Here is a 25,281-nt window from a genome sequence, read left to right on the forward strand (position 1 = left end):
CGCCCCATCGGGCGTTCACGCTGGTCGGAGAGCGTGTACTCAGCCAAGGCGTGGGCGAGGTTGTCGGTCAGCGGCGCGTAGGCCACCAGCAGGCCGGCGGACTTGCCGCGGAACGTGCGGTTCACCCGGGCGAGGGTCTGCATGAGCAGTGCGCCCTTGAGCGGACGGTCGAGGTAGAGGGTGTGCAGCGGCGGCGAGTCGTAGCCGGTGAGCATCATGTCCTTGACGATGACCAGTTCCAGCGGGTCCTCGGCGGTGGCGAGCCGCTTCTTGATCACCTTGTTCTCGGACTCGCGGCGGACGTGGTCGCTGATCGGGGGCTGGTCCGAAGCGGTGCCCGAGTAGACCACCTTGATGCGGCCGCCGTCGATGGCATCCGAGTGCCAGTCCGGCCGCAGCTCGACGATGGCCGAGTACAGGTTGGCGGCGATCTCGCGAGTCGCGCACACGATGAGGCCCTTGCCCGGCCCCTCGATCTCGGTGATGACCCGGGCCCGCCGCTTCTCCCAGTGCTCGACGATGTCCGCGGCCAGAGTGCGCAGCCGCTCGGGCGCGCCGTAGATGGAGTTGATCACCGCCACCGACCGCTCCACCTGGTCCCGCTCGGTCTCGTCGAGGTCGCGGGTCAGCTCGTCGGCGGCGGCGTCGAGCTGCTCGGAGGTGACGCCGTCGTCGAACCCGACGGTGACCAGCCGCGGCTCGTAGTAGACGGGCACCGTGGCGCCGTCGGCGACGGCTCGGGTGAGGTCGTAGATGTCGATGTAGTCGCCGAACACCTCGCGCGTGTTGCGGTCGGTGAAGCTGATCGGGGTGCCGGTGAACGCGATGAGCGTGGCGTTGGGGAGGGCGTCGGCGAGGTGGCGGGCGTAGCCGTCGAGGTCGTCGTAGTGGCTGCGGTGCGCCTCGTCGACGATGACCACGATGTTGCGGCGCCCCGAGAGCAGCGGGTGCTCGCGCCCGGCCTCGCGTTCCTGCTGGGTGCGGCCGAACTTCTGCAGCGTGGTGAACAGGATGCCGCCGGAGTTGCGTTCGGTGAGCGCGGTGCGCAGCGCCTCGCGGGTGTAGACCTGCTCCGGCTTCTCCGGGAACAGCTTGGACGCGGCGAAGCCGTCGAAGAGCTGACCGTCGAGCTCGGTGCGGTCGGTCACCACCACGACGGTGGGGTTCTGCAGCCGCGGGGTGCGCAGCAGGATGTTGGTGTAGAACTCCATCTCCAACGACTTGCCTGAACCCTGCGTGTGCCACACGACGCCGGCCTTGCCGTCGCTCTCGACAGCCTGGACCGTGCGCCCCACTGCCTTGGTGACGGCGAAGTACTGGTGCGGCTTGGCGGTGCGCTTGAGGATGCCGCCCTCCCCCTCGGCGAAGGCGGTGAAGTTGCGCATGAGCTGGCCGAAGCGCTCAAGGTTGGCCACGCCGTCGAGCAGCGACTCGAGCGCGGGCGCCTGCTCGGCCAGCGGGAGGCCGTCGTCGTCGACGTTCCACTCGGCGTAGTGGTTGAGCGGGGCGAACGGGTTGCCGTACTTGGCCACCACGCCGTCGCTGATGAGCGTGACCACGCACGCGCGGAACGCCATCGGGAACTCGCGCAGGTAGGTGGCGAGTTGGGCGTGGGCCGTGGCGACGGTGGCGGACTGGTCTCCGGCGTTCTTCAGCTCCACGACGCCGACGGGCAGTCCGTTGCAGTAGAGGACGAGGTCGAAGCGACGGTGGGCGTCGCGGTCGCGGACGATCACCTGGCGCGCGGCCAACCAGTCGTTGGCCGACGGGTCCGGGTCGATCAGCCGCAACGTGGGCGTGCGCTCGGTGCCGTCGGGCTCCAGCCAGCTGATCCCGCGGTAGCCGTGCACCATGAGCTCGTGCAGGCGCAGGTTCTCCGAGGCGGCGTCCTGCGACGCGGGCGTGAGGATTTCTGTGACGGCCTGGTCCAGCAGTGTCGCGGGCACCGCCGGGTTGAGCCGGGCCAGCGCCGCGCGGAAGTCGACGACGAGCACCGGGTCCGCGGCCGAGGCGCGGCGGGCGTTGAGCTCGGAGCCGTGAACCGGACGCCACCCGAGTTCGCCCAGGTAGTCGTGGGCGAGGAGTTCGAGGTCGTCTTCGAGCATGAGCCCTAGTCTGCCCGCATGTCCGTCCGCATCCGGCGCGGCTTGCGAGAAGACCCGTTATCGCGTAGCCCACAGGAACAACCGGCAACCCATTGCGAGTAGATCAACGCTCGATGCAAACCCCACTCAACCTGCAGGGCGAATGGGGGCATCGATCGATGCCATGCACCTACTCGGCGGTGTTGCACAGGTTGAGCAGTTCCTGATACGCCTTGAAAAAAGCATCGTTCGTCTCGGTGAACTCCCCCACCGCATCCATTTCCTGGTTGACGTAGATCTTCTCCAAAGCGTCGGTCAGAGCGTGACCGGTCTCGCCGACAGCGGTTGACAACGCCGCCACCTCTGGATTGGCGGCAGTCACCCCGAACTCCTCAAACGCGACAGATAGCGCTCGCCACGAATCCACGGCCGACTGCGCGTCATTGTTCGCTGCTGCAGAGATCTCAAGCATCGCCAAGTTGGCCTTCTGGAGCGGCTCAGTCAGACTCAGGCAGGCATTCACGAGGGACAGATCGACGGCAGGGGCTTCCTCATCAACGTCCGCCTCTTCAGTGACCACCACCTCGGTGGGCTCCGAGGTGGTCGTCGTCGCCACGGTAGTGGGTTCGACGGTTGCGTCTGCCGAACCAGAGCATCCAGCAAGGCCCAGGGCTGCGGTACTGACCAGTATGAGCGTGAATATGGTCGCTGCGCGTCTCATAGAAGATTCCCCCAAATCTGACGAGGGCATCATTGCCCTCCCGAATGAAGGTTAACCTACTGCGTCCAAGGATCGGGCCAGGAATAGCCGGACCACCAACTCCCACTATTGCGGACGGATGTACACCGCGTGGGACCAGGTCGGACGGTATAGGCCTTCGATCGCAAGGCTGGGTAGGAAGTCGCGCTGAGAGCTAGGCCACAGGACCGAGGTGTCGAGGAGGGAGGTGAACATCCCTCAGGTCAACGCTTTCCCTGTCCGGCGACTGACTGCCGTGCGGCTCGCAGCTGGGCGATGAGCGCAGAAGGTCATTCGCTGCGAGCCAGGCCACCGACCGAGAATCCTCCGCCCTTGAGAAACGCCGGGTGGATCACGGAGAACACGTCGCGCAGCACGGAGGCAGCCACGGCCGCGGCGTGCGACGCCTCGCTGACGGGGAGCACCAGCCGATACGCCGAGGTGTGCCTGCTGAAGCGTCGCAACCCACACTTCCGCAACGCAGACATCTCGGCCCGGGTCAGGCGATAGGCGCAGGCCAGGACATCGTTGCCCTCCACGATGACGCCGACCTCGCCCTCCCAGGCGAGGGTCATGACGGAGGGGGTGGCTTCCATCCCGTATCCGCCGTCCTCGTCGTCATCGTCTACATAGCCGTCGTCGATACTCGCCAGCAGGTATTGCCCTGGCCGCAGCTCCCGCACCGCGGCTGCGTACTCCTGCTCGAACCTGCCCCACGACGCCTCCACCGTGGCGTCCAGATCGATCACGTCGTCCATGAGGACCTCCAACCGTTCGCGAGCCGACCCGAGTGCCGACTCCTGACTCCGACGCTAGGGCGCAGGTACGACAGTTTCGCCCCGGTAAACTGCGTCACGACGGGACCCCCCTCACGCACGGCCACACGGCGGAAGGCGGCTTGTGAACAGCCCTATCAGAAGCAGGGACGGCAGCGTCCATGTGACCGACGAGCGGTTCAACACCCTCTCGCACCTGGTGGCCTTCTGCTTCTCCGTCCTGGGGACGGTCCTATTGGTCTCTCAGGCCATAGACCAGGGAGACCCGTGGAAGATCGTCGGCTTCAGCATCTACGGGCTGGCGCTCATGACACTCTTCGCGGCGAGCACGCTCCACCACGGACTCGATCGAGGCCCCCGAATCAACGAGGCGCTACGGACGCTCGACTACGCGTCGGTCTTCACCCTGATCGCCGGCACGGTCACTCCCCTCGTGCTGGTGCTCTTCCGCAGTGTCTACGGATGGGCGGTGTTCGGCGCGGTGTGGGCCGTCGCGATCCTGGGGATCGTGCTCCGCTCCGTGTGGCGACGGGTCCCGAAGTACGTCACCAACACCCTCTACATCACGCTCGGGTGGATGACCATCGCTCTGTTGGGCGCAGACGTCTCGCTCCCGCCGACCGCACTCGTCCTGCTGGCGGCGGGCGGCCTGGTGTACAGCGCGGGCTTCGTGATCTACGTGATTGAGCGGCCGAACCCGTGGCCAGGCATATTTGGCTTTCACGAGATCTGGCACGTGCTCGTGGCCGTGGCGGCGTTCCTCCACTACCTCTTGATGTACCTCTACGTGCTGCCAGCGTGACCTGGCTCACTGCAGTTGACTGAGGTCCAGTGTGAACAGTGATGGCTGGTCACCCAAGCGGTAGGCGCGCAACCGGCTGCTCGGAGGGGCGGTCGGTAGCACTGCCTTGGCCTCCACGAGGCCACGGAGCGCAGTGCGAAGTGTCCCGACAGGCCGGCCTGTCTTCTCACTGAGGTACTGCACGGAAATAGGACCTTCTGATGCGCTCATCGCAGCCAGGATGTCCTGCTGTGTCGGAGACCAGGGACGGGGCGCCAAAACTGGCGTCGGGCGCGAGTACCTGTCAGTTCCCAGTTCGACCAGGAGCCCCAGGGCCGCCAGGTGTTGGAGGTCCGCGCGAGCGTCATCACTGTCGATGCCCACCTGGCGCCTGAGCTCCCCCACCGTCACCACTGCAGACTGCTCGGCAAGCACCAGCGCCATCTGCTGATGCGGGGTAAGCCCTGAAGCCCCCTGGGCCTTGAGCCACTGGGCTGTGTCCTCGTCCAGTAGACCGTGCCGGAACAACGTCACGGTCACGCGGTCGACTGCTGCGGTGAACTCCGGCCTAGGCAATCCTGCACTCTGCATGGCGTTGAGCATCAAGGGAACACCAGAGCCCTGGTTCTCGACCACCACCCCACCACCAGGCAAGGGAACCCGCGTCAGAAGCTTGGCAAGGGCGTCGTTGCGTGAGCGTGACTGGCCACTGTGGATGTTATCGGTGGTCACTCCTCCCCAGAGCCCCCCTGGGCTGCTGATCTCAACGCGATTCGGATACACATCGACGGCAACCTGCTGCCCGACCGCTTGAGGGCTGTAGTCGCGGTGGACGAGGGCGTTGGCGATCGCCTCACGGAGCACCTCAGGGGGAATCTCCGGCACGTCCTGGCCGACGGCCCCCCTAACTACCCGTCGGGTCTTCAAGTTGGCGAGCGTCGCGGACACCGCCTCGGCAACCATGTCCGGTATGGCCCCATCTGCCTCGCGTCGATCTAAAAAGCGGACTCCCTCGCCGACTGCGGCCTTCGCGTTGCCGGGATGGACGGTGATGTCGACGAAGAGTTGCGGGAAGAACTGCTGAGGGTATGTGCCGACAGCCAGAAGCCCTGTCAGGGTCGGGACACCGCCGGGATCGAGGATGTTGAGCCGGCGCAGGGCCTCGGTGGTGGACGTCGTCCCGGCCACTGCCCGCGACTGGGCCCGACCGATATTGGCGAGCAACCGCTCGATGGCCTGGGAGTCGAGATCCTCCACGCGAGCCTGAGGAACGGGCTGGCGGTCAGTCCGGAGGTACTCGTTGCGGTGCCGGAGCAGGTAGATCGCATACGTGGAGAGATGCTCGTTCTGGTCATCGCGACGCCTGAATGATCCGTTCTCCAGGGCTTTGTCGACGACGAAGCACGGGGCCCGCTGATCGCTGCGCAGGGGCTCGATTCGGACAGCAACAACCTGCCGCCCATCAACCTCGACCCTCTCGATCTCATGGTCAGGCACCGGTTCGACTCGAGGAGAAGCGTTGTTGGGCGAGACAGGCATCCCCGCAGTCAGTGCGTCGATGATCGGTTGCGCCCTGAAACCGGTGGCCGGGGCGAAGCCCTCCGCCTCATCGAGTCCCAGCAGGATGAGTCCACCATCGGTGTTGGCAAAGGCGCTGACGGTGTTCCACACATCCTTGGGGAGTTTACCGACCGAGCTCTTCGCCTCCACGGCAGCGTCGTCGCTCCCTTGGCGGCGTAGCCGCGCGACGGTCGCTTCGACGTCCACAGTCGCCTCCTCTGTTCCGGATCACTGTATATCACTGAGTGTCTCACTGTATACAGTGAAGGGAAGTGGCGAACAGTGAGAAAGAAGGGATCCTCAGTGTTCTTCACTCTCTATCACTCGTCATCTGCAGCCGCGTGCGTCAGGACGGGACCCCACCCGCACAGTCACTCCGCGGAAGGCGGCGCGTGAATACCGCTATCAGAGGCGGGGACGGCAGCATCCGTCTTCCAGACGAGCGGTTCAACACCCTGAGGCACCTGGTCGCCTTCAACATCTCGGTCTCGGGAACCGTCCTGCTCGCGTCCCCGTCCGTCGCGCAGCGAGACCCGGGAAGGTCGTCGGTTTCAGTCCGTCGGCGAGTCGGCGCACCCATCAACCCGACATGGCCTGATTCGAGTTATCCACAATCATCACCATCAACTTGAACGGGCCTCCAGACAGGCGTTCCGTGGGCAATGCCCCATTGGGGCAATGCAACCGCGGGTCAAGTGTTACATTTCTCGCGGAGGGGAAGGACTCACATGAACACGGACGTTTTCAAGAGCGTCGGCGAAGCACTCGCTGACGAGCGCGGACGCCTGCCCATGGCCAAAACCGGCGTTCGCAAGGACGATCGGTACGCAGTAGCGGTCAACGACGACGGGCAGATCCTGCTCACCCCCTTGGTCTCGATCCCCCGCCGCGAGTTGATCGTGTGGGAAAACCAGATGCTGCGCGAGTCCCTGGCGCGGGGCCTGGCGGAGGCGGCGGCAGGCCAGACCGAGAGCCTCGGCAGCTTGGCTCAGTACGCCGACGAGGACGTCGAGGACTAGCCCGGTGGAACTGCGGTTCACCGGGGAGGCCACCAAGGTCTTGAGGGATCTCGAGGACTCGCCTAACTACTCGGTGAAGCTGAAGAAGATGCGCAAGACCCTGGCTCTCTTGGAGCAGAACCCGCGGCACCACGGGCTCAACTCCCACAAGTACCAATCGTTGAAGTCGGTGGACGGCTCGGACTTGTGGGAGTCGTACACCGAAAATCACACGCCTGGGGCAAGGCGCATCTTCTGGATCTACGGCCCAGACGAGGGGCACATCACGATCGTCACCATCGGGCCGCACCCCGACTCAGTTGGCCCCCACGCTCAGCAGGAGTGACCTCACTCTTCGTCACTGCACATCACTGTTGTTCAGTGAGCAGGAGTCATGTTCAGTGAGCTCGAGACTCAGGTTCGCTGTATCGCATCGGCTGTTGCACCAGCTGCCACTTCCCCGCTGGCGGGCTGATCCAGCCATCCCTGGGCATGGAGGGCGGTCCACGCCGTCTCGATGTGGTGGGCGGTGAACAGGTCTCGCTTCCGCGGGTTCCAGCGCCATAGGGCAGCTGTGCAGTCCTCAAGGCCTTGAGCAGCCTCGTGAGTGGCAACCCAGTGGGTGCTTGCCAAAAGCTCCATGCCAAAGGGCGTCGCGAACCCCGAGCAGAGCTCCATGGTGCGGTCTAGACGCTCCGCAGATTCGGGAGTGGGTTCCGGGGCGACGGCATCAGACCGGAGCCGGATGGGTCGAAACTCGGTAACGGGGTCTGTGCCATCTCCATAGCCATCGACGTAGTGGCCCTCAAGCTCGACGAGCACGTGGCGCAGGTTGTCGGCGTACGGACCGTAGCGCGCCTTCGCGAAGCGAAGCTTCAGCGGCTCGCCCGCCTCCTGGAGAAAGTACAGAAGCTTCTGCAACTCCAAGTGGGACGGATCCTCGAGCGCCGAATCCACGTAGCGCTGCATGCTGCGGAGGAGCACGGCGCGGCCGGGCGTCATCCTGGACCTCGTGCGCCTGTCGGGCATCCGCGCCGCCTCAGGAGCGCCGGAGGGCTCGAACAACGTCACGGCCACCGGGCTCTCGGCGAAGGCCTCTTCAATCAGGGGGCGAACGGTCTCCCAGCGCAGGCCACCATTTCCACATCCGAGTGGAGGCAACGCCACAGATTCGATCTCGAGCTCCCGCACGACCCGCTGAAGATCACGCAGGCCAGCCTCGATGTACTCCAGCTTGGAGCGGCCTTTCCAGTGCTGCTTGGTGGGGAAGTTGATGACGTACCGCGGACCGTGAGCCGCGTCCGTCGCCCACACGTGCATCGTTCCAACCGCGAGCTCGCCGGCCTTTGCTGCCCGTGCGTAGTCCTCGAACATCTCTGGGTAGGCGCGTTTGAACTGCAGGGCGATGCCCTTGCCCATCACGCCGACGGTGTTGACAGTGTTGACCAACGCATCGACCTGCGCTTCAAGGAGGTTGCCCTCGCCGCGCACAATCACTGCAGTCTCCATGTCCTAGAAGTACCAGCCCGGACTGACAGTAACGGGCCAGGGTGTTCCGACAAGTCTAGTCACCTTGTTGGCGACTGCCTGAGACTTGACCGCAACGGCCTCGATGGCTCCAGGCGCCACGACTTCATACGCGAGGCACTCAGCCATGCGCTTCTCACGGCGGTCGGGGTATTCGGGCGTGCTGTTCCAATAACGCTCGCCCATGAGCGGCCAGTCGATGTCCAGATCCGCGGCGTGGGATGCGAATGAGGCGTGCGCCAAGGCCGCGTTGCGGTCTGTCAGAACCAGGGTTGAGCCTGTGTCCCGTAGACGCCCCAACGCCGAGCACAAGTAGACGATCTCGTCACAGCCGTCAACGTACGTGGGCACGTTCCCCATGTGGATGGCGTACATCATCGGGCTCCGCGGCGCGAAATAGAACAGCACGTAGTCTGCGACCACGCCACCCGGCGGGATGGGAACCTCCCGGGCGCGTCGCATCGACTTGATGTCCTGGTTGCCGACCTCTTGCTGCAGGACGCGGGTCGCCTGGATGCGTGTGTCGCATTGCAGCCCGCCGGCCGCGATCGTTGCCAGGTTGTCGATATGCGTGAAGTGGAACACCGGGGTCGCTTCACCTCCCCAGACGCCTGAGTGGATCATTCCCTTGCCCCCTCCGCGATGCCATTCACGTTGAGCCGCCCGGACATGAGCTCTGGGAGGAGGGCGTCACGGGTCGCGGCGAGGTGCCGTGATTCAGCGACGGCGGCCGCGGCTCGGGCATTGAGTGACTCGATCTGGCGAGAGACTCTCGCTGCCTCCGATCGGCCAGGCCAAGGCACTTGGACCTCTGCAAGATCGCCCCAGCTGGCCCTGGGCATCCTGGTACCCGTGGAACTCGCAGTAACGGCCGCAACCACATCGTCACTTGCCAGCGCAGCCCACATCCACCCCCGCAGTTCTTCATCGATCGCACGCACGACAAGGATGTCCGTCGAACAGACGCCTGCATGCTGAGCCACGACCACCTTGTGGAAGTAGGGACGCAGCTTGCCAAACAGCAGGTCTCCTTCCTCGAACACTGACTTCTGGCTGATGACTTCCGAAGACAGCCCGGAGTCCTGCGCCCACAGCCGACGCCTTGGGAGGTGTTCGAGGCCGAGATATGGAACCACGGGACCGCCACCGTTGGACTTCAAGGAGACCAAGCTCGCTACGTCACCAACACGAACGGTCTCGCCTTGCGTGCTGCGCTCAACCACGGTCCTCACGAGCGAGTCCAGAGCTGTGACCAGCCGCTCGTTGGCGGCGATCTTGTCGTCCAGCGCTCCCAGGACGTCGGCGATGGCGGTTTGGGTGGCGAGGTCCGGTAACTCCACTTCGAAGTCGCGTACGTCCGCGACGTTGAGGTGCGCGACCGTGGACCCAGCCGCCAGATCGTTCAAGCGTCCCTGTGTGGATGGCATCGCAAGGTAGTAGAAGAGGAATCGCGACTCGCACATCGCGGCGTTGGGCCGCAGAAGCACCGTGCGCTGTCCCGGGGCGACATTCTCCTCTCGCGGGATAGAGACCACCGGTCCGACAGGCGCCTCCCTTGCCAGGAGCAGATCCCCGTGCTGAGGCTGTAGTCGGCGAGTCCAGGCGCGGAAGGTCTCGTAGCCGATTCGACGCGCTTGTGAATAGTCGATGACGTTCTGGCGCATAGCTGGGGTTCCGACTGCGAAGAACTTTCCCGTTGGATCGGTGGGGGCAGTCTTGTGCTCGCAGTCAACGACTGCATCACAAACGTCCGCGAGCTTCACGACAGGCGTCCCAACTGCTCGCGGACGACGGCATCGAGGCGGGCCGACTCGTCCATCGCCTCGAACAGCTCCTTGGTCAGCCGGTCGATCTTCTCGTCGAGGGGTTCGCCGTCGGCCTCGACCGCCGCGGTGCCGACGTAGCGGCCCGGAGTCAGGGCGTAGCCCGCGGCCTTGATCTCCGCCGTCGGGACGGACCGGCAGAAGCCGGGCACGTCGTCGTACTCGCCCTCGATGCCGCGCCAGGCGGCGAAGGTGCCCGCGATCCTGGCGATGTCGTCGTCGCTCAGGGCACGCTCGGCGCGGTCGACCATGTGGCCGAGGTTGCGGGCGTCGATGAACAGCGTCTGGCCGCGGCGGTCAGTGAGGGCGTCGGGGGTGGGGCCCTTGTTCTTGGCGAGGAACCACACGCACACGGGGATGCCGGTGGAGCGGAACAGCTGGGTGGGCAGTGCCACCATGCAGCTCACCACGTCCGCCTCGACCATCTCGGCGCGGATCTGGCCCTCGCCGCCGCTGTTGGACGACATCGAGCCGTTGGCCATCACCACTCCCGCCTGGCCATCCGCAGTGAGCTTGCTGAGGATGTGCTGCAACCAGGCGTAGTTGGCGTTCCCGGCCGGGGGGACGCCGTAGGCCCAGCGGGCGTCGTCCTCGCGGCGGGCCCAGTCCTTGATGTTGAACGGCGGATTGGCCATGACCACGTCGGCCTTGAGGTCCGGGTGGAGGTCGCGGGCGAAGGTGTCGCCCCAGGTGGGGCCCAGGTTGCCCAGGATGCCGTGGATGGCCAGGTTCATCTTCGCCATCCGCCAGGTGCGCTCGTTGAGCTCCTGCCCGTAGACGGAGATGCTGCCCGGCGAGCGGTGGTGCGATTCGAGAAACTTCTCCGCCTGCACGAACATGCCCCCCGACCCGCAGCAGGGGTCGTAGACGCGGCCCGACGTCGGCCGTAGCACCTCGACGAGCACCCGCACCACGCCGGCGGGGGTGTAGAACTCGCCGCCGCGCTTGCCCTCGGCGCGGGCGAACTTCTCCAGGAAGTACTCGTAGACCTCGCCCAGGAGGTCGCGGGCCTTGGTGGCGCCGGCGCCGGTGAAGCGGGCGCCGTTGAGCAGGTCGATCAGCTCCGACAGGCGGCGCATGTCCACGCTGGACCGGTTGAACACCATGGGCAGCGTGCCCGCTAGCGACTTGTTCTCCTCCATGAGGCGGCGCATGGCGTCGTCGACAAGCTCGCCGGTGGACTTGTCCGGCGTGCCCTTGGCGTGCGCGGCGAGGTAGGACCACCGGGCCTCCTGCGGCACCCAGAACACCTGCGAGCCGGTGTACTCGTCGCGGTCCTCCAGCGTCTCGGCGACGGTGGCCTCGTCGTAGCCCTCGATGATGAGTTCCTCGCGGATCTGCTCGCGGCGCTCCTCGAACGCGTCGGAGACGTACTTGAGGAACACCAGCCCCAGCACGATGTCCTTGTACTGGCTGGCGTCCAGCGAGCCGCGCAGCTTGTCAGCCGACTTCCACAGCAGGTCTTTGAGCTCCTTCGCGGTGCTGGGCGCGGCGGGGGAGGCGGGTGTTCTGGCCATGGTCAGCGGGTCTCCAGGGTGAGGGTGGTGGTCTCGCAGGCGTCGAGGAGCGAGTCCTCGAACGAGTTGAGGGCGTCGAGCTGGGCTGTGAGCTCGGCCCGACGCTGCCCAATCCTGTCAGCCGCCGCGGACAGTGCGGCGCGCTGGGCGGGATCGAGCGGGGTGAGTCGCCACTGTGGCGGTCTGGTGCCGCGCGCCGCGGTGGCGACGGCGCGGGCCAGCTGCTGGGCGGTCACGGGCGCGTCAGTGGTGAGGCGCAACGCCCGGGCGGGGGCGGCGACGAGCGAGCCACCGTCGAGGTCAAGGACGGCGGTCGGGCCCGGGCCGAGGATCACGTCGCCCGGCTGCGTCAGCCACGTGCGCGGGCGGCCGAGGGCGGCCAACCGGTCCACGCGGACGGTCCGGGCGAGGCGGCCGCCGTCGGCGGTCCAGACGGTGAGGTCGCCTTCGCCTAGCTGATCGGGCGAGATCCGGGAGCCGGCGAGAAGCCTGAGCCAGCCGTCATCGAGGCCTGTCTGGGCGGTGATCTCGGACCGGGTCCTCCGGGCGCCGGAGCTGCGTGGGAGCGGGAGCGTGCCCAACCCCACCGCCTCGGCCTTGGCCTCCAACTCCGCGGGCGTCGGGGCCTGCGCGCGCCGTCCTGTTGGCGCCTGGGAGATGGCGACAAGGGAGCCGCGGCGAGCGAGGAGGTGCCGGGTGAGGGCTGGGCGCAGCACCCGCCACGCGCGGTGCTGCTGGGCGGGAAGGTCCTGCGCGGCGACCGTCAGGTCCACCACAAGGTCGGCGGTCACCTGCGGCAGGTCCACGCCGGTGAGGTCCGCGACGAAGGTGCGGTGCTGCTCGAACGGCAGCTCGTCGCGCTCCGCCACCAGCCAGAGCGCCAGCGCCTCGCGCGGGTGGGCCGGGCGGCATCCCGCCGGCAGCTTGACGACGGCGCGGAGCACGCCGTCGCGGAGGAGTGCGTCGCGGGCGACAAGATCCCCTGCGGGATCGGCGAGCAGCCTGGCGGGGCCGAGCACCAGCCGGACCTGGCGGTCGTCGCCGAGCGCGGCGCGCGCGAACAGCTCCGAAGGGTCTGCATCGAGGGCTGCGTCGACGGCGACGGCCCAGCCGCGCTCGTCGGGCACCGCCAGCGCGTCCCACTCCCCCACCTGCAGGACCCGCCGGGAGTGGCGGCCCACCGGCGACTCGTCGATCCGGATCCCCACCGGCGCGGGCCACTCCGGGGGGAGGTGCTGCAGCCAGGAGAAGCCGGTGCCGGCCGAATCGAGCAGAGAGGGTTGCGGGGAGAGGTCCGCGAGCCCCACGGCGGCCCGGGCCACCAGTCCTGCAGCCGCGTCAGACAGCCCTGCGGCGGCGAAGGGCGGGAGGTGGCGGACGAGGCAGTCGTCGGCGAGCCACCGCATAGCGTCGGCCGCCCCGAAGCGTTCGTCGAGGAAGGCGTCTACCGCTGCAGCCGTCTCAGTCAGGCCGTCGCCGAGGGCCAGGACCTCACTGCCGAAGCAGTGGAGCCTGTCCCACGCGTCGAGTCCGCCGAGAGCGGCGCCTCTGTGAGCGGCGAGATCGTCGACGAGCTCCTCGCCATACGCCGCGCGGAACGCGAGCACGGCGGACAGGTCCATCGCCCGCGCCACGTCCGTGCGCGCCTCGACGAGCATGCCGAGCAGCGGCAGCGCACGCTCAGGCTGCGGGTTGTTCCCGCGCCCGTGCTCCGTCAGCCAGCCGACGACCCGCTCCGCGTCGAACAGCCCTGCGCTGTCAGGCTCAGGGAAGGCGTCGGCCCCTGCGTAGCGCTTGCGCCACATGGAGACGACGGGGCGGCGGACGCGCGCGATCATCGACACGTCGGTAGCTGTGATGAGCATGGCGCCCTCCCCTCGGCGATCACAGTAGCCGAGCATCGCCACTTGGGGTCTTACTCGGCGATAATCCCCCTTATCGCATGCTGTGGCGACATGAGAAGCAAGCCTTGGGATCGTGGATCCATCGTCGACCCCAAGGAGACACCGTGACCACCACGCCACAGTGGCAACAACAGCCCAGCGCACCCATGCCCACCCCTCCGCCGCTCACCAGGCCGTGGTACCGCAAGAAGCGCGTACTGATCCCTGCGGGCCTCCTGGTGCTGGCCGGTATCGGCGGCGCCTTCTCGGATCCGGCCGAGACTGCGGCACCCGTGGCCGCCCCCGCCTCCAGCTCCGCCCCTGCAACGAGTCCGTCGAGTCCTGCTGCATCACCCGCCGCCAGCAGCGCCCCGTCGAGCACCGCCGCCACACAGCCGGAGGAATCCCCGGCGCCAGAAGCCGACCCCTACGCCGAGCGCTTCGGCGCCTTCGCCACCATCACGCAGAGCGGCACCGGGGACTCCGTGATTCAGCTGCCGGCCGAAGCCGAGGCCGCTCTGGTCACCGCCACCCACAAAGGCAGCGCCAACTTCGTCCTCCAGACGCTTGACGGCTCGAACCAGCTCGATGACCTGCTCGTCAACGAGATCGGCACCTACTCCGGCACCGTCTCCTACGGGCTCATGGGTGGCGAGCCCACCATGCTGCAGATCACGGCGGACGGTTCCTGGACGGTCCAGATCGATCCCGTCACCGCTGCTCCCGTGGCACCGGCACAACTCAGCGGGGCCGGCGACGCCGTGTTCAAGTACGAGGGTGGGGCGGCGGTCGCGGCCGTCACCCACGACGGCGGTGCAAACTTCGTCCTCCAGCAGTCCGACGGCACCTGGCCCAGCCTGCTGATCAACGAGATCGGCGCCTACGAGGGCAGCGTCCCCTTGATGGCCGGCCCGTCTCTGCTGCTCGTCAAGGCCGACGGCGCCTGGACCATCGCCACCTCCTGAAGCGGGGCCTGCGGTCCGTCACGCCTCGTGCAGATGTGCGGCCCAAGACGGGCGGTGAGGCACGCCAACCCCACGAGCAGCCGCCGGCGAGCCTGGTGAATTGGGGGGCACCCGGCTCGTCGGCGGCCCTGGGGCGGGTCCCAGCCCCGGGCGCCGGCTGGCTCACCCAGCTGAGAGGGGTCGCCGCCCCCATCCCGAAGCGACGAGTCTTAGAGGGACTCAAGGGACGTTCGTTGTCAGCCTACGTTTCATAGGCTTCGAGGCCGCTGCGCGGCACCTCAGCCAGCGGGAGAGAGCTGCGCGGCACCTCAGTGTCCGGGGCCGGGCGGCCCCCGTGGAGCGGGAAAGAGCGTTCTTTCAAGTCAGCCAGCGGGAGAGAGCTGCGCGGCACCTCAGCCACCGGGAGAGGCCGCTCGTCTCAAGCGCTCAGCCAGCAGAAGAGCCGTCCCAGGACTCAGCCCCGGCGGGGCCAGGAATACGGAGGCGTCGTGGTCCGCTGGGAGCGGATCGACGGGGGCGGCGCGGCGCAGTGATGCCCAACCCGACGATCACCCAGCTGGCGTCCCGCCTGGACTGACCCGCACCAGGGGCCGTCCCGGCGAACCGCGCCCGAAGCCAACCACGCCACACGGAGACCAGTGCGTGGAGACGGGAGACGAGGCCCGGGCGGCCTCACCACCCGGCCACCGCGAAGACTGAACCCCCAAGGCAGACCACGCACAACGGCCGCCCGGGCGTCGACTCACGGGTCCGCGCACCGGCTGAGCGGGTCCCCATCCGCTGGTCAGCCTGCGTTTCATAGGCTTCGAGGCCGCTGCGCGGCACCTCAGCCAGCGGGAGAGAGCTGCGCGGCACTCAGCCAACGGGACAGCCTGCGGGCGGCTCAGCCAGCGGGAATGGGCTGCGCGGCACCTCAGCCAACGAGAATGACGCCTCAGTCCGGAACGTTGTCCTTCAGTTCGGCCAACCACGCCGTCGCCGACACGTCCGACGGCATCCGCCAATCCCCCCGCGGCGACAACGCCCCACCCGAGAGCACCTTCGGCCCGTTGGGCATCGCCGAACGCTTGAACTGGTTGGCGAAGAACCGACGCAGGAACACCGACTCCCACTTCTTGATGGTGGCCAGGTCGTAGGCGGTACGGTCCGCCTCCGGGTACCCCGAGGGCCAGTGGCCCGCGTCGACATCCCGCCACGCATGGTGCGCCAGGAACGCGATCTTGCTGGGCCGGTAGCCGCGGCGCAGCACGCCGAACAGGGTGAAGTCATGCAGGGCGTACGGCCCGATCGAGTCCTCCGTGGACTGCGGCTTCTGTCCCTCCCCCACCGGGATCAGCTCCGGCGAGATCTCCGTGTTGAGGATCGACGAGAGGGTCTCGTTGACCCCGCTCTCCTCGAACTGGCCGGTGCTGATCACCCAGCGGATGAGGTGCTGCATGAGCGTCTTCGGGACTCCCGCGTTGACGCCGTAGTGGCTCATCTGATCACCCACACCGTAGGTGCACCAGCCGAGCGCCAGCTCGGACAGGTCCCCGGTGCCCAGCACGATCCCGCCGCGCTGATTCGCCGCGCGGAACAGGAAGTCCGTGCGGATGCCGGCCTGTACGTTCTCGAACGTCACGTCGTAGTCCGGCTCACCGTCGCCCGCGGGATGGCCGAGGTCCTTGAGCAGCTGGGTGGCCATGGCTGTGATGTCGACCGTCTCGAACGTGACGCCGAGCGCCTCGGCGAGCAGGGTTGCGTTGTTCTTCGTGTGCGACGACGTGGCGAAACCGGGCAGCGTGAACGCCAGGATGTGGGTGCGGGGCAGCGACAACCGATCGCACGCCTTCGCCGCGACAATCAAGGCGTGCGTGGAGTCCAGCCCTCCACTGACGCCGATGACGATCTTCGGCGACTTGGCCGCATCCCCTCCCCCGATGGCCTTCATCCGCCGCTCCAGCCCGGAGACCTGGATGTTGTACGCCTCGTAGCAGTCGTGGTGCAGCCTGGCCGGGTCGTCGGGCACGAACGGGAAGCGGTCCAGCGGGCGACGGAGTCCGAGATCGCCCGAGGGTGGCCGGACCGCGAAGTCGATGCCCCGGTACTCCCCCACCCCGACAGCCCGCCGGTTGTCCTCGAACGACCCCTGCCGGATCCGTTCCTGGCGCAGGCGGTCCAGGTCCACGTCGACGACGGTGCGCTGCGCCGCGTGCGGGAACCGCTCGGTCTGGCCCAGCAGATCGCCCATCTCGTAGACCATCGTCATGCCGTCCCAGGACAGGTCCGTGGTGGACTCGCCGAAGCTGGCCGCGGCGTAGGCGTAGGCGGAGTTGTTGCGGGCGCTGGCGGAGCGGGCCATCAGGTGCCGGTCCTCCGCGCGGCCCACCGTGATGGGGGAGGCGGACAGGTTGAGCTGCACCGTCGCACCCGCCATGGCCGCCAGCGACGACGGCGGCACCGGCACCCACATGTCCTCGCACACCTCGACGTGGACGGTGAGGCCGGGCACGTCCCGGGCCTCGAAGAGAAGGTCGGTGCCGAAGGGGACCTCGCCGAACTCGGCCGGCCACCCGGGCCGGTGGAGGGTGCCGAAGTCCAGGTCGGCGCCGTCGGCAAACCAGCGCTTCTCGTAGAACTCGCGGTAGTTGGGCAGGAACGCCTTCGGAACCACGCCGAGCACATGCCCGCGGTGGATCACCACCCCGCAGTTGTACAGCCGGTTGCCGGCGCGCAGCGGCGCCCCCACCACGATCAGCGGCAGCAGGTCGGCCGTCGCCTCCGCCAGTTGGACGACGGCGAGCTCCACGGCGTCCAGCAGCACGTCCTGCAGCAGCAGGTCGTCGATGGCGTAGCCGGACAGCGACAGTTCGGGGAACACCGCCACCGCGACACCGTCGTCGTGGCAGGCCTTCACCTCGACGGCGATGGCATGTGCGTTGGCGGCCGGGTCGGCGATGATCACCGGGAGCGTGCAGGCCGCGACCCGCGCGAACCCGTGGCGGTACAGCGAGGAGAACTCCATGGGCGTCAGTCTTGCACGCACCACGGCGGCTTCATGAGAGTTCTCCCATCGACGGCTCACGGGCGCCTCACCGACGCCCGGCAGGCTCATCTCACCGGCCGGTTGGGACCGGCGGCCCGGGCCGACACCCGGCGGACGAGGGACTGGAGCAGAGATGCCGGACGACAGCTCACCCACCAAAGTGGTGCTCTACAGCCACGACTCGCAGGGCCTCGGCCACGTGCGTCGCAACCTCGCCATCGCGCACCACCTCGCCGCCGAGCTCCCCGCGCTGACCGGCCGGCCGGTCTCCGGCCTGCTGGTCTCCGGCCTCCCCCGCGCCAGCGCGTTCCCGCTCCCGGCCGGCTTCGACTGGCTGACCATCCCCGGCATCGCGAAGGACGGCGGCGAGTATCACCCGCGACACCTGGACGCCGGCACCGACGACCTGATCCAGCTCCGCTCCTCGGTGCTCGAGGCCGCGCTGCTCGGCTTCGCGCCGGACCTGGTTGTGATCGACCGCCACATCTACGGCGTCCGCAAGGAGCTCCGTCGCCCCCTGCGCCGGCTGCGAGCAGCGCGCCCCACCACCCGCGTCGTCCTCGGGCTGCGGGAGGTGCTCGACGCCCCCGACGTGGTCGCGGCGGAGTGGCGTCGGCTCAAGAACCCGATGAAGCTGCGCGACCTGGTGGACGAGGTGTGGGTGTACGGCGACCCGCGGATCCACGATCCCATCGCCTCCGGCGAGGCTCCCCCCGCGCTGATCGACCGGATCCGGTTCACCGGCTATCTGGCGGAGGGGCGTGCCGACGCCCCCGCCGCGACCCTCGCCGCCGATCCCCCGTTCATCCTCACCACCACCGGCGGCGGCTCCGACGGCGTGGAGCTGCTGCGCGCCGCCGTCGCCATGGAGGTTCCCCCCGGGCACCGGCACCTGGTGGTGACCGGGCCCCAACTCGACGACGACGCCCACGCCGAGATCGCCGCGGCCGCCGGCCCGCTCACCGACGTGCACCGCGACCTTCCCGGCCTCCCGGACCACATCCGGGCCGCCTCGGCCGTGATCGCGATGGCCGGCTACAACACGGTGTGCGAGGTCCTCGCCACCGCCACCCCGGCGCTCCTGGTGCCTCGCGAGCAGCCCCGCACAGAGCAGCTGATCCGCGCCCGCTCCATGGCCCGCGCGGGTGCCGCTGACCTCCTCCGGGCCGGACACGCCACCCCCGCCGCGCTGGGTTCCTGGGCGGCCGACGCCGTCCACCGTCGCGTCGACCGCTCCGGCATCCGCCTCGACGGCCTGGCGGTCACCGCCGGCTACGCGGCGACCCTGCTCAACGCGGACCGCTCCCGCTACCTCGTGGGGGTGGGGGCATGACCCGCATCGGCTACGTCCTGAAGGTCTATCCGCGCTTCTCGGAGACGTTCATCGTCACCGAGATCCTGGCCCGCGAGGCCCACGGAGACGACCTCTCCATCTACGCCCTGCGTCCCACCACCGACGCCCGCTTCCACCCCGAGATCGCCCGCGTGGAGGCCAACGTGACGTGGATCTCCCGGTACGCGAAGGGCGCGGACCTGTGGGCTCGGATCGCCGACGGCGTCCAGGACCCCGCCATGCGGGACCGCTTCGCCGCGACCCTCCCGCATCTGGCGGACCTCCCCGGCGACGAGGTGGCCCAGGGAGTGGAGCTGGCGCAGGCCGTCGTCGCCGACGGGATCACGCACCTGCACGCCCACTTCGCCACCCTCGCCGGGCGCGCCGCGTGGATCGCCTCGCGCCTCACCGGGGTGCCGTTCACGCTCACCACGCACGCCAAGGACATCTTCCACGAGTCCGTGGACCTCGCCTGGCTGCGCCGCCTGGCCGCCGACGCGGACCGGGTGATCGCCATCAGCCGGTTCAACCTCGCACACCTGGAGCGCGTCCTCGACGGGACAGGAGCCCGCATCACCCTGCAGTACAACGCACTGGAGCTGGACCGCTTCCCCTACCGCGACCTCCCCGAGCCGGGCCAGCGGCTCAAGGTGGCGGCGGTCGGCCGGCTGGTGGCGAAGAAGGGGTTCGCCGACCTCGTCGACGCCGCCGCCCAGGCCACCGCCGCCGGGCTTCCACTCCGGGTCACCATCGCCGGTGACGGCGAGCTCGCGCCCGCACTCCAGGCCCGGATCGACGAGCTCGGCCTCCGCGACACCGTCCGCCTGGAGGGCCCCCGCACCCAGACCCAGATCCGCACCCTGATCGAGGAGGCCGACGTGTTCGCCGCCCCCTGCATCCCCGCAGACGACGGCAACGTCGACGGCCTCCCCACCGTCGTCCTGGAGGCGATGGCCGTGGGCACGCCCGTGGTCGCCACAGCCGTCACCGGCCTACCGGAGGTGGTCCTCGACGGCGAGACCGGCGTGCTCCTGGAGCCCGGCGACGTGTCCGGCCTGGCCGATGCCCTGTCCGCCTTCGCGGCCGGCCGGCTACCCGCCGCGGCGATGTCGGCCAACGCCCGCGCCCTCATCGAGGAGCGCTTCGACAGCCGCCGCCACGCCGCGACACTCAGCGCCTGGCAGAACGGAGCCGCCCGATGAGGATCGCCTACGTGTCCGTGGACCCCGGCATCCCGGTGTTCGGCACGAAGGGCGCCTCCGTGCACATCCAGGAGGTGGTCCGCGAGTTCCGCGCCCGCGGCCACCACGTCACCGTCTACGCCACCCGCATCGGGGAGCACGTGCCCGAGGATCTGGCCGGCCTCGACGTGGTGCACGTCGGCGTCGCGAAGGGCGATCCTGCCGCCCGCGAGCGCGCCCAGCGCACCGCCTCGGACATGATCGCCCGGCAGGTGATCGACGGCGGCGCGGACCTGGTCTACGAGCGCTACTCCCTGTTCAGCACGGCCCTGGCGCGCGTCGGCGCGTCGCTGGGCGCCCGCACGGTCCTGGAGGTCAACGCCCCCCTCATCGAGGAGCAGCGCCGGCACCGTGACCTCGTCGACGCGCCCTTCGCCTGGGCAGCGCTCCGCGCGCAGGTCAAGGCGGCCTCGGCCACCGTGTGCGTCTCGGACCCGGTGCGGGCCTGGGTGCGGCGGCACACCGACGGCGGCCGGGTGCACACCGTCGCCAACGGGGTGGGCGTGCAGCGCATCGCGCCCCAGCCGGAATCGAACGGGGCGCCGGTGGTGACGTTCGTCGGCACCCTCAAGCCCTGGCACGGCGTCTCGGACCTGGTGGAGGCAGCCGCGCTGGCCCACGTGCCCTGGCGGCTGCGGATCATCGGCGACGGCCCGGAGCGCGGCGCCCTCGAGGGACTTGCGGCCCGGCTGGGCGTCGAGGTGGAGTTCCGCGGCGCCGTCGCCCCCGCCGAGATCCCGCGACACCTGGCCGGCTCCGCCGTCGGCGTGGCGCCCTACCCGGCATCGCCGGCGGACGGGGACCAGTATTTCTCGCCGCTGAAGGTCTACGAGTACCTCGCGGCCGGGCTGCCCGTGGTGGCATCGGCCGTCGGGCAGCTGCCCGCGATCCTCGACGGCGACGGCGTCCTGGTGCCGCCGTCGGACCCGGCCGCCCTGGCGGGCGCGCTCGATGGCCTGGCCGCCGACCCCGCGCTCAGGTCGCGGATGGGCCGCCTGGCCAGGGCGCACGCCGTCGAGCGGCACAGCTGGGCCGGCGTGGTGGATCGCATCCTGGCCCTCGCGGAGGCGGGCGATGAGTGACCGCACGCGGCTGGACCGCTCCGCGATGGCCCGCACCCTGGCGCTGCTGCGCCCCGACCTCGTCGGCCACCGGCGCCTGATGCTCGGCGGCACCGGGGTGCTGCTGCTCGAGGTGGTGTTCCGGGTGCTGGAGCCGTGGCCGATGAAGTTCGTCGTCGACGCGGTGAGTGCCTCGCTGGGCGCCGACCTCGGCGCGGGCCAGGCCCCCGCCACCGTCGGCCTGCTCGTCTGGTGCGGCGTGGCGACGGTGGTGATCGTGGGGCTCCGGGCGCTCAGCAACTACCTGGCAACGGTGGCGTTCGCGCTGGTGGGGTCGCGGGTGGCCACGACGCTGAGGGCACGCGTGTTCCGTCATGTGCAGGGCCTGTCGCAGCAGTTCCACTCCCGCAACCGCAGCGCCGACACGGTCCAGCGCCTCGTCAGCGACGTGGGCCGGATGCAGGAGGTGGCCGTCACCGCGGGTCTGCCGCTGGTGGCCAACCTGCTCACGCTGGCGGTGATGCTGGTGGTGATGCTGGTGCTGGACCCGCTGCTGTCGCTGGTGGTGGTGGCGGCCATGGCGCTGTTCTTCGTGGGCTCGGTGGGCACCTCGCAGAAGATCGCGGTGGCCTCACGCCAGACCCGCAAGGGCGAGGGGCAGCTGGCCAACACTGCGCAGGAGTCGCTCTCGTCGATCCGGATCGTGCAGGCGTACGGCCTGGAGGAGCACATCGCCGGCCGGTTCTCGTCGGCGAACCACCGCTCGCTCAAGGAGGGCGTGAAGTCCCGGCGGCTGGCGGCCGGGTTGGAGCGCCGCACCGACGTCATCGTCGGGCTCGCGACCGCCGTCGTCCTCGTCGGCGGCGGCCTGCGCGTCCTGGACGGCGCCATGACGCCGGGCGATCTGGTGCTGTTCACCACCTACCTGCGCACCACCATGAAACCGCTGCGCGACATGGCGAAGTACACCGGCCGGATCGCGCGGGCCAGCGCCTCGGGCGAGCGGGTGGCGGACCTGATGGACATCGCCCCCGAGGTGGTCTCCCCGCGGCGCTCAGTGACCCCGCGGGCTGTGCGGGGCTGGGTGCGGTTCGACTCCGTGGTGGCCGGCTACGGGAGGACGACGGTGCTGCGCGGGGTGACGCTGACGGCCCGCCCCGGCGAGAAGGTGGCCGTCATCGGCCCGTCCGGCTCCGGCAAGTCCACGCTGGTCTCGCTGCTGGTGCGGGCGCTGGACCCCCAGCTCGGCGAGGTGACCCTGGACGGTCATCCGCTGCGGGAGCTGGACCTGGGGCACCTGCGGGCCAACGTCTCGCTGCTGGCCCAGGAGGCGGTGCTGTTCACGGGCACCATCCGGGAGAACATCCGGCTGGGAAGGCAGGACGCCACCGACGTGGAGGTCGAGATCGCGGCGCGCGCCGCGCACGCCCACGAGTTCATCCTCGACCTCGAAGACGGCTACGACACCGTCGTCGGCGAGCGCGGCGGCACCCTGTCCGGCGGGCAGCGGCAGCGCGTCGCCATCGCCCGCGCGCTGCTGCGCGACGCCCCAGTCGTGGTGCTCGACGAGGCCACCACCGGCCTGGACCCGGAGTCCGCCCGGCTGGTCCTCGACGCGATCGACACCCTCGTCGAGCACCGCACCACCCTGGCCGTCACCCACGACGTCGAGATGGCGCTCCGCTCGGACCGGGTGGTGTGGCTGGAGGACGGCAGGATCCTGCGCGAGGGCTCGCCGGCGGCGCTGCTCGCCGACGACCCCTCGTTCCGGGCCTGGGTGGAGGCCAGCGGCCGCACCCCCGACGAGATCCGGATGGGCACGCGATGAGGACCGACGAGGTGGTGGCGCTGCTGCTGGACCCGCCGTCGATCTCGGAGCTGACGGGGCGCGAGGCTGTGGTGTCGCGGCTGCGGATCAAACCGGGGGTGTCCGTGGTGGCGGCGCTGGCGGACGCGCGGACGGGGGAGGTCGACGGGTGGGCGCGGGTGCTGTGGCCGGCGAGCCGGGCCAAGACGGAGAAGGCGGAGGAACGGGCAGTCCGGCGCGGCCAGCGGTACCGCCTGCGGACGCTGGACGGCGACCTGGTGCTGGAGAGCGGTGAGGTGTGGGCGGACCCGGTGCTCGCCGGCGCACTGCGGGGCGCTGCCGTGGCCGGGGTTCTGGGGGTCGACGATCCGGTGCTGCGCTACAACCCTGCCCGGCGCCTGGTGGTGCGCCGGGCAGCGACGACGGTGCGGGTGGCCGACGAGGCGGACCCGACGGCGCTGGCGCTGGACACGGCGTTGGTCGCAGCCGGGGTGCCCGTGCCTGGGCGGATCGACGACGGGTCGCGGCGGGGGGTGCGCATCCAGCGGTTCGTGGGCGACACCGACCTGGAGCGGACCCCCGACGTGGCCGGCACCCGCGCGGCGGGGGTCGCGCTGGCTCTCCTGCACGGGGCCGTCGGGGCGGTACCGGTGCAGGTCGCAGGCTGGTTGGCGGCTCGGCAGCCGGACCTGGCGGCGCAGGGCCGCGCCCACGCGGAGATCCTGGCGCCATTGGAAGCAGGCCTGGCCTCCCGGGTCTCCGTCCTGACCGATCGGGTCGCGGCCCTGTGGGCGCGGGTCGGGCGCGGGGGCGCCCTGCTGCACGGCGACTTCTCCCCGGACCAGGTGCTGCTGGAGCGGCAGACCGGGCGGGTGTGGCTGACGGACCTGGACCGGGCCACTGTCGGCGCACCGGCGGCGGACCTCGGCTCCTACCTGGCCTCCGCCGCCCCCGGGCTCGGGGAGGCCCTGCTCGATGGGTACCGCGCGGGCGGCGGCAGCATCCCAGGCGATGCGGAGCTGCGGGTGGGTCGGGCGCGAGCGGTGCTGCTGGGCGCCGTCGATCCCCTGCGGCGGGCCGATCCGGGGTGGCGCGCGGGTGTCGCGGGGCGGTTGGACATCCTCGAGGAACTGGTGTGACGGGCGTGTCGCGGGCGTTGTCCGCGCTGCGGGAGCTGCCAGGGGTGAGGCGCGCGTGGCCGGCGAGCGACGGCTCGCTCACCGTCGAGGTGGTGCGCGACGCGTCGCTTCTGGCCGGGCGGCTGTCCGCCGACGGTGGGCTGCGGCTCGCCGGGCACCGCCGCGACCCTCGTCTCCCCGGGCTGACGCCGTCGGGAGGGCGGCTGGTGGTGCACCGGCTGCACAGGCGGGCCGTGGTGCTGCACCCGGACCGGGCGACGAAGGTGCTGCGGCCCGGGCGGGCGGCGGGGGTCGCGGCGGTGTCGTCGCAGATGGGCGAGGCGTGCCGACGGGCCGGCCTGGGCGCCGCGGCAGTGCGGGCCGTGGCGGAGGATCGGCTGGAGTTCGAGCTGCTCCCAGGCCGGACCCTGCATGAGCTCGGCGACGACGGCCTCGACGGGTGGCGCGAGCTCGCGGCCCGGTGGCCTCTGCTGGCACGGCAGCCGGTGAACGTGCCGGCCCACGACGCGGCCGCCGAGGTCGCGGTGCTGCGGCAGTGGCTGGGGCACGCTGAGCTCTTCGGGTCCCTGCCGCGGATGGCGGAGCTGGCCCGCGCCGTCGACAGGACGTGCGGGGGGCTCGCGGACGCACCGGACCCCGCGGTGACGCTGCACCGCGACCTGCACGACAAACAGGCCTTGTGGGACGGGGATTCGCTCGCCCTACTGGATCTGGACACCGCGGCCCGGGGCGAGGCGGCCCTGGACCTGGCGAACCTGCTCACCCACGTCGACCTGCGGCACGCTCAGGGATCGCTTCGGGAGCCAGGACCCGTCCGCGAGGCCCTCGCCGGCGTCGTCGAGGAGCTGCGGATCAGCCCGGAGCGGCTGGCGACCTACGGAGCGGCGGCGCGGCTGCGGTTGGCGTTCGTCTACTCGTTCCGGCCCTCCGCGGGGCGCTGGCTCGACGCCTGGGTGGACCGCACCCTCACCCACGCACCCCTCTCAGGCTGACAGCCGAGGTCACGATTCGGCGACGGTTAC

General features: G+C 69.6%; 20 protein-coding genes. 10 read left to right on the forward strand and 10 right to left on the reverse strand.

All coding sequences use genetic code 11. From position 1 onward, the window contains the following. The 3 genes from H5398_RS14530 to H5398_RS14540 form a co-directional block, all read right to left on the reverse strand. On the reverse strand, positions 1 to 2,105 hold a 2,105-nt coding region (locus H5398_RS14530), incomplete at its 3' end, for a type I restriction endonuclease subunit R (RefSeq protein WP_182800526.1). A 169-nt stretch (positions 2,106 to 2,274) separates the two neighbouring features. Continuing rightward, complete coding sequence (locus H5398_RS14535; protein ID WP_182800527.1) at positions 2,275 to 2,700, reverse strand: hypothetical protein; 426 nt, start codon at positions 2,698 to 2,700, stop codon at positions 2,275 to 2,277. 413 nt (positions 2,701 to 3,113) lie between these two features. Beyond that, a complete protein-coding gene (locus H5398_RS14540; protein ID WP_182800528.1) occupies positions 3,114 to 3,581 on the reverse strand; it encodes a hypothetical protein in 468 nt (155 codons plus the stop codon). A gap of 142 nt (positions 3,582 to 3,723) precedes the next feature. Here H5398_RS14540 and H5398_RS14545 point away from each other — a divergent pair, with 142 nt between their 5' ends. Beyond that, positions 3,724 to 4,401, forward strand: coding sequence for a hemolysin III family protein (locus tag H5398_RS14545; protein WP_182800529.1), 678 nt, complete (start codon positions 3,724 to 3,726; stop codon positions 4,399 to 4,401). 6 nt (positions 4,402 to 4,407) lie between these two features. On the opposite strand, the gene H5398_RS17910 is transcribed toward H5398_RS14545, so the two are convergent. After that, positions 4,408 to 6,147 (reverse strand): ATP-binding protein, encoded by a 1,740-nt coding sequence (locus H5398_RS17910; protein WP_182800530.1) that lies wholly within the window; start codon positions 6,145 to 6,147, stop codon positions 4,408 to 4,410. Between the two features lie 521 nt (positions 6,148 to 6,668). Here H5398_RS17910 and H5398_RS14555 point away from each other — a divergent pair. Both H5398_RS14555 and H5398_RS14560 read left to right on the forward strand, forming a co-directional pair. Continuing rightward, positions 6,669 to 6,959, forward strand: a complete 291-nt coding sequence (locus H5398_RS14555) for a hypothetical protein (RefSeq protein ID WP_182800531.1) — start codon at positions 6,669 to 6,671, stop codon at positions 6,957 to 6,959. Positions 6,960 to 6,963: 4 nt separating this feature from the next. Then, on the forward strand, positions 6,964 to 7,284 hold the full coding sequence (locus H5398_RS14560; protein ID WP_182800532.1) for a hypothetical protein: 321 nt from the start codon (positions 6,964 to 6,966) through the stop codon (positions 7,282 to 7,284). A gap of 68 nt (positions 7,285 to 7,352) precedes the next feature. On the opposite strand, the gene H5398_RS14565 is transcribed toward H5398_RS14560, so the two are convergent. From H5398_RS14565 to H5398_RS14585, 5 genes are read right to left on the reverse strand one after another with little or no spacing between them, the layout of a single operon-like run. After that, positions 7,353 to 8,447, reverse strand: a complete 1,095-nt coding sequence (locus tag H5398_RS14565; RefSeq protein WP_220489523.1) for a macro domain-containing protein — start codon at positions 8,445 to 8,447, stop codon at positions 7,353 to 7,355. Between the two features lie 3 nt (positions 8,448 to 8,450). Beyond that, entirely contained in the window at positions 8,451 to 9,089 is a 639-nt protein-coding gene (locus H5398_RS14570) for a DUF4433 domain-containing protein (RefSeq protein WP_182800533.1), read from the reverse strand. Next, positions 9,086 to 10,228: a restriction endonuclease subunit S gene (locus tag H5398_RS14575; protein ID WP_182800534.1), complete on the reverse strand. Its 1,143-nt coding sequence runs from the start codon at positions 10,226 to 10,228 to the stop codon at positions 9,086 to 9,088. The genes H5398_RS14570 and H5398_RS14575 overlap by 4 nt, the downstream gene beginning before the upstream one ends. Then, complete coding sequence (locus H5398_RS14580; protein ID WP_182800535.1) at positions 10,225 to 11,805, reverse strand: class I SAM-dependent DNA methyltransferase; 1,581 nt, start codon at positions 11,803 to 11,805, stop codon at positions 10,225 to 10,227. Before H5398_RS14580 ends, H5398_RS14575 begins: the two co-directional genes overlap by 4 nt. Positions 11,806 to 11,807: 2 nt before the next feature. Then, positions 11,808 to 13,670, reverse strand: coding sequence for a hypothetical protein (locus H5398_RS14585; protein WP_182800536.1), 1,863 nt, complete (start codon positions 13,668 to 13,670; stop codon positions 11,808 to 11,810). Positions 13,671 to 13,813: 143 nt separating this feature from the next. Here H5398_RS14585 and H5398_RS14590 point away from each other — a divergent pair, with 143 nt between their 5' ends. Continuing rightward, on the forward strand, positions 13,814 to 14,653 hold the full coding sequence (locus H5398_RS14590) for a TM2 domain-containing protein (protein WP_182800537.1): 840 nt from the start codon (positions 13,814 to 13,816) through the stop codon (positions 14,651 to 14,653). A 934-nt stretch (positions 14,654 to 15,587) separates the two neighbouring features. Here the strand turns inward: H5398_RS14590 and H5398_RS14595 are convergent. Continuing rightward, complete coding sequence (locus tag H5398_RS14595; RefSeq protein ID WP_182800538.1) at positions 15,588 to 17,657, reverse strand: NAD(+) synthase; 2,070 nt, start codon at positions 17,655 to 17,657, stop codon at positions 15,588 to 15,590. 154 nt (positions 17,658 to 17,811) lie between these two features. On the opposite strand from H5398_RS14595, the gene H5398_RS14600 reads away from it, so the two are divergent. Genes H5398_RS14600 through H5398_RS14625 form a run of 6 tightly spaced genes read left to right on the forward strand, consistent with a single transcriptional unit; the run spans position 17,812 to position 25,251 of the window. Next, complete coding sequence (locus H5398_RS14600) at positions 17,812 to 19,011, forward strand: glycosyltransferase family protein (RefSeq protein ID WP_220489525.1); 1,200 nt, start codon at positions 17,812 to 17,814, stop codon at positions 19,009 to 19,011. Continuing rightward, positions 19,008 to 20,213 carry a glycosyltransferase gene (locus H5398_RS14605; RefSeq protein WP_182800539.1) on the forward strand — a complete coding sequence of 402 codons (1,206 nt, stop codon included), beginning with the start codon at positions 19,008 to 19,010 and terminating at the stop codon, positions 20,211 to 20,213. Before H5398_RS14600 ends, H5398_RS14605 begins: the two co-directional genes overlap by 4 nt. Further along, positions 20,210 to 21,334 carry a glycosyltransferase family 4 protein gene (locus tag H5398_RS14610; protein WP_182800540.1) on the forward strand — a complete coding sequence of 375 codons (1,125 nt, stop codon included), beginning with the start codon at positions 20,210 to 20,212 and terminating at the stop codon, positions 21,332 to 21,334. The genes H5398_RS14605 and H5398_RS14610 overlap by 4 nt, the downstream gene beginning before the upstream one ends. Next, positions 21,327 to 23,141, forward strand: coding sequence for an ABC transporter ATP-binding protein (locus H5398_RS14615; RefSeq protein ID WP_220489527.1), 1,815 nt, complete (start codon positions 21,327 to 21,329; stop codon positions 23,139 to 23,141). Before H5398_RS14610 ends, H5398_RS14615 begins: the two co-directional genes overlap by 8 nt. Then, the gene (locus H5398_RS14620) at positions 23,138 to 24,259 is read left to right on the forward strand and encodes a phosphotransferase family protein (protein WP_182800541.1); all 1,122 of its coding nucleotides are present in this window, start codon (positions 23,138 to 23,140) and stop codon (positions 24,257 to 24,259) included. Before H5398_RS14615 ends, H5398_RS14620 begins: the two co-directional genes overlap by 4 nt. Then, on the forward strand, positions 24,256 to 25,251 hold the full coding sequence (locus tag H5398_RS14625; protein WP_182783459.1) for a phosphotransferase: 996 nt from the start codon (positions 24,256 to 24,258) through the stop codon (positions 25,249 to 25,251). Before H5398_RS14620 ends, H5398_RS14625 begins: the two co-directional genes overlap by 4 nt. The last annotated feature ends 30 nt before the right edge of the window (positions 25,252 to 25,281 follow it).

This window comes from Tessaracoccus sp. MC1679, assembly GCF_014164775.1.
In the GTDB taxonomy this organism is placed as follows: Bacteria; Actinomycetota; Actinomycetes; order Propionibacteriales; family Propionibacteriaceae; genus Arachnia.

Bases quoted from the DNA above. Each gene is read 5' to 3' on its own strand.
- H5398_RS14585 (WP_182800536.1), bottom strand. From the start codon at position 13,670: ATGCTCATCACAGCTACCGACGTGTCGATGATCGCGCGCGTCCGCCGC.
- H5398_RS14555 (WP_182800531.1), top strand. From the start codon at position 6,669: ATGAACACGGACGTTTTCAAGAGCGTCGGCGAAGCACTCGCTGACGAG.
- H5398_RS14620 (WP_182800541.1), top strand. From the start codon at position 23,138: ATGAGGACCGACGAGGTGGTGGCGCTGCTGCTGGACCCGCCGTCGATC.
- H5398_RS14600 (WP_220489525.1), top strand. From the start codon at position 17,812: ATGCCGGACGACAGCTCACCCACCAAAGTGGTGCTCTACAGCCACGAC.
- H5398_RS14580 (WP_182800535.1), bottom strand. From the start codon at position 11,805: ATGGCCAGAACACCCGCCTCCCCCGCCGCGCCCAGCACCGCGAAGGAG.
- H5398_RS14610 (WP_182800540.1), top strand. From the start codon at position 20,210: ATGAGGATCGCCTACGTGTCCGTGGACCCCGGCATCCCGGTGTTCGGC.
- H5398_RS14565 (WP_220489523.1), bottom strand. From the start codon at position 8,447: ATGGAGACTGCAGTGATTGTGCGCGGCGAGGGCAACCTCCTTGAAGCG.
- H5398_RS14595 (WP_182800538.1), bottom strand. From the start codon at position 17,657: ATGGAGTTCTCCTCGCTGTACCGCCACGGGTTCGCGCGGGTCGCGGCC.
- H5398_RS14570 (WP_182800533.1), bottom strand. From the start codon at position 9,089: ATGATCCACTCAGGCGTCTGGGGAGGTGAAGCGACCCCGGTGTTCCAC.
- H5398_RS14605 (WP_182800539.1), top strand. From the start codon at position 19,008: ATGACCCGCATCGGCTACGTCCTGAAGGTCTATCCGCGCTTCTCGGAG.
- H5398_RS14615 (WP_220489527.1), top strand. From the start codon at position 21,327: ATGAGTGACCGCACGCGGCTGGACCGCTCCGCGATGGCCCGCACCCTG.
- H5398_RS14540 (WP_182800528.1), bottom strand. From the start codon at position 3,581: ATGGACGACGTGATCGATCTGGACGCCACGGTGGAGGCGTCGTGGGGC.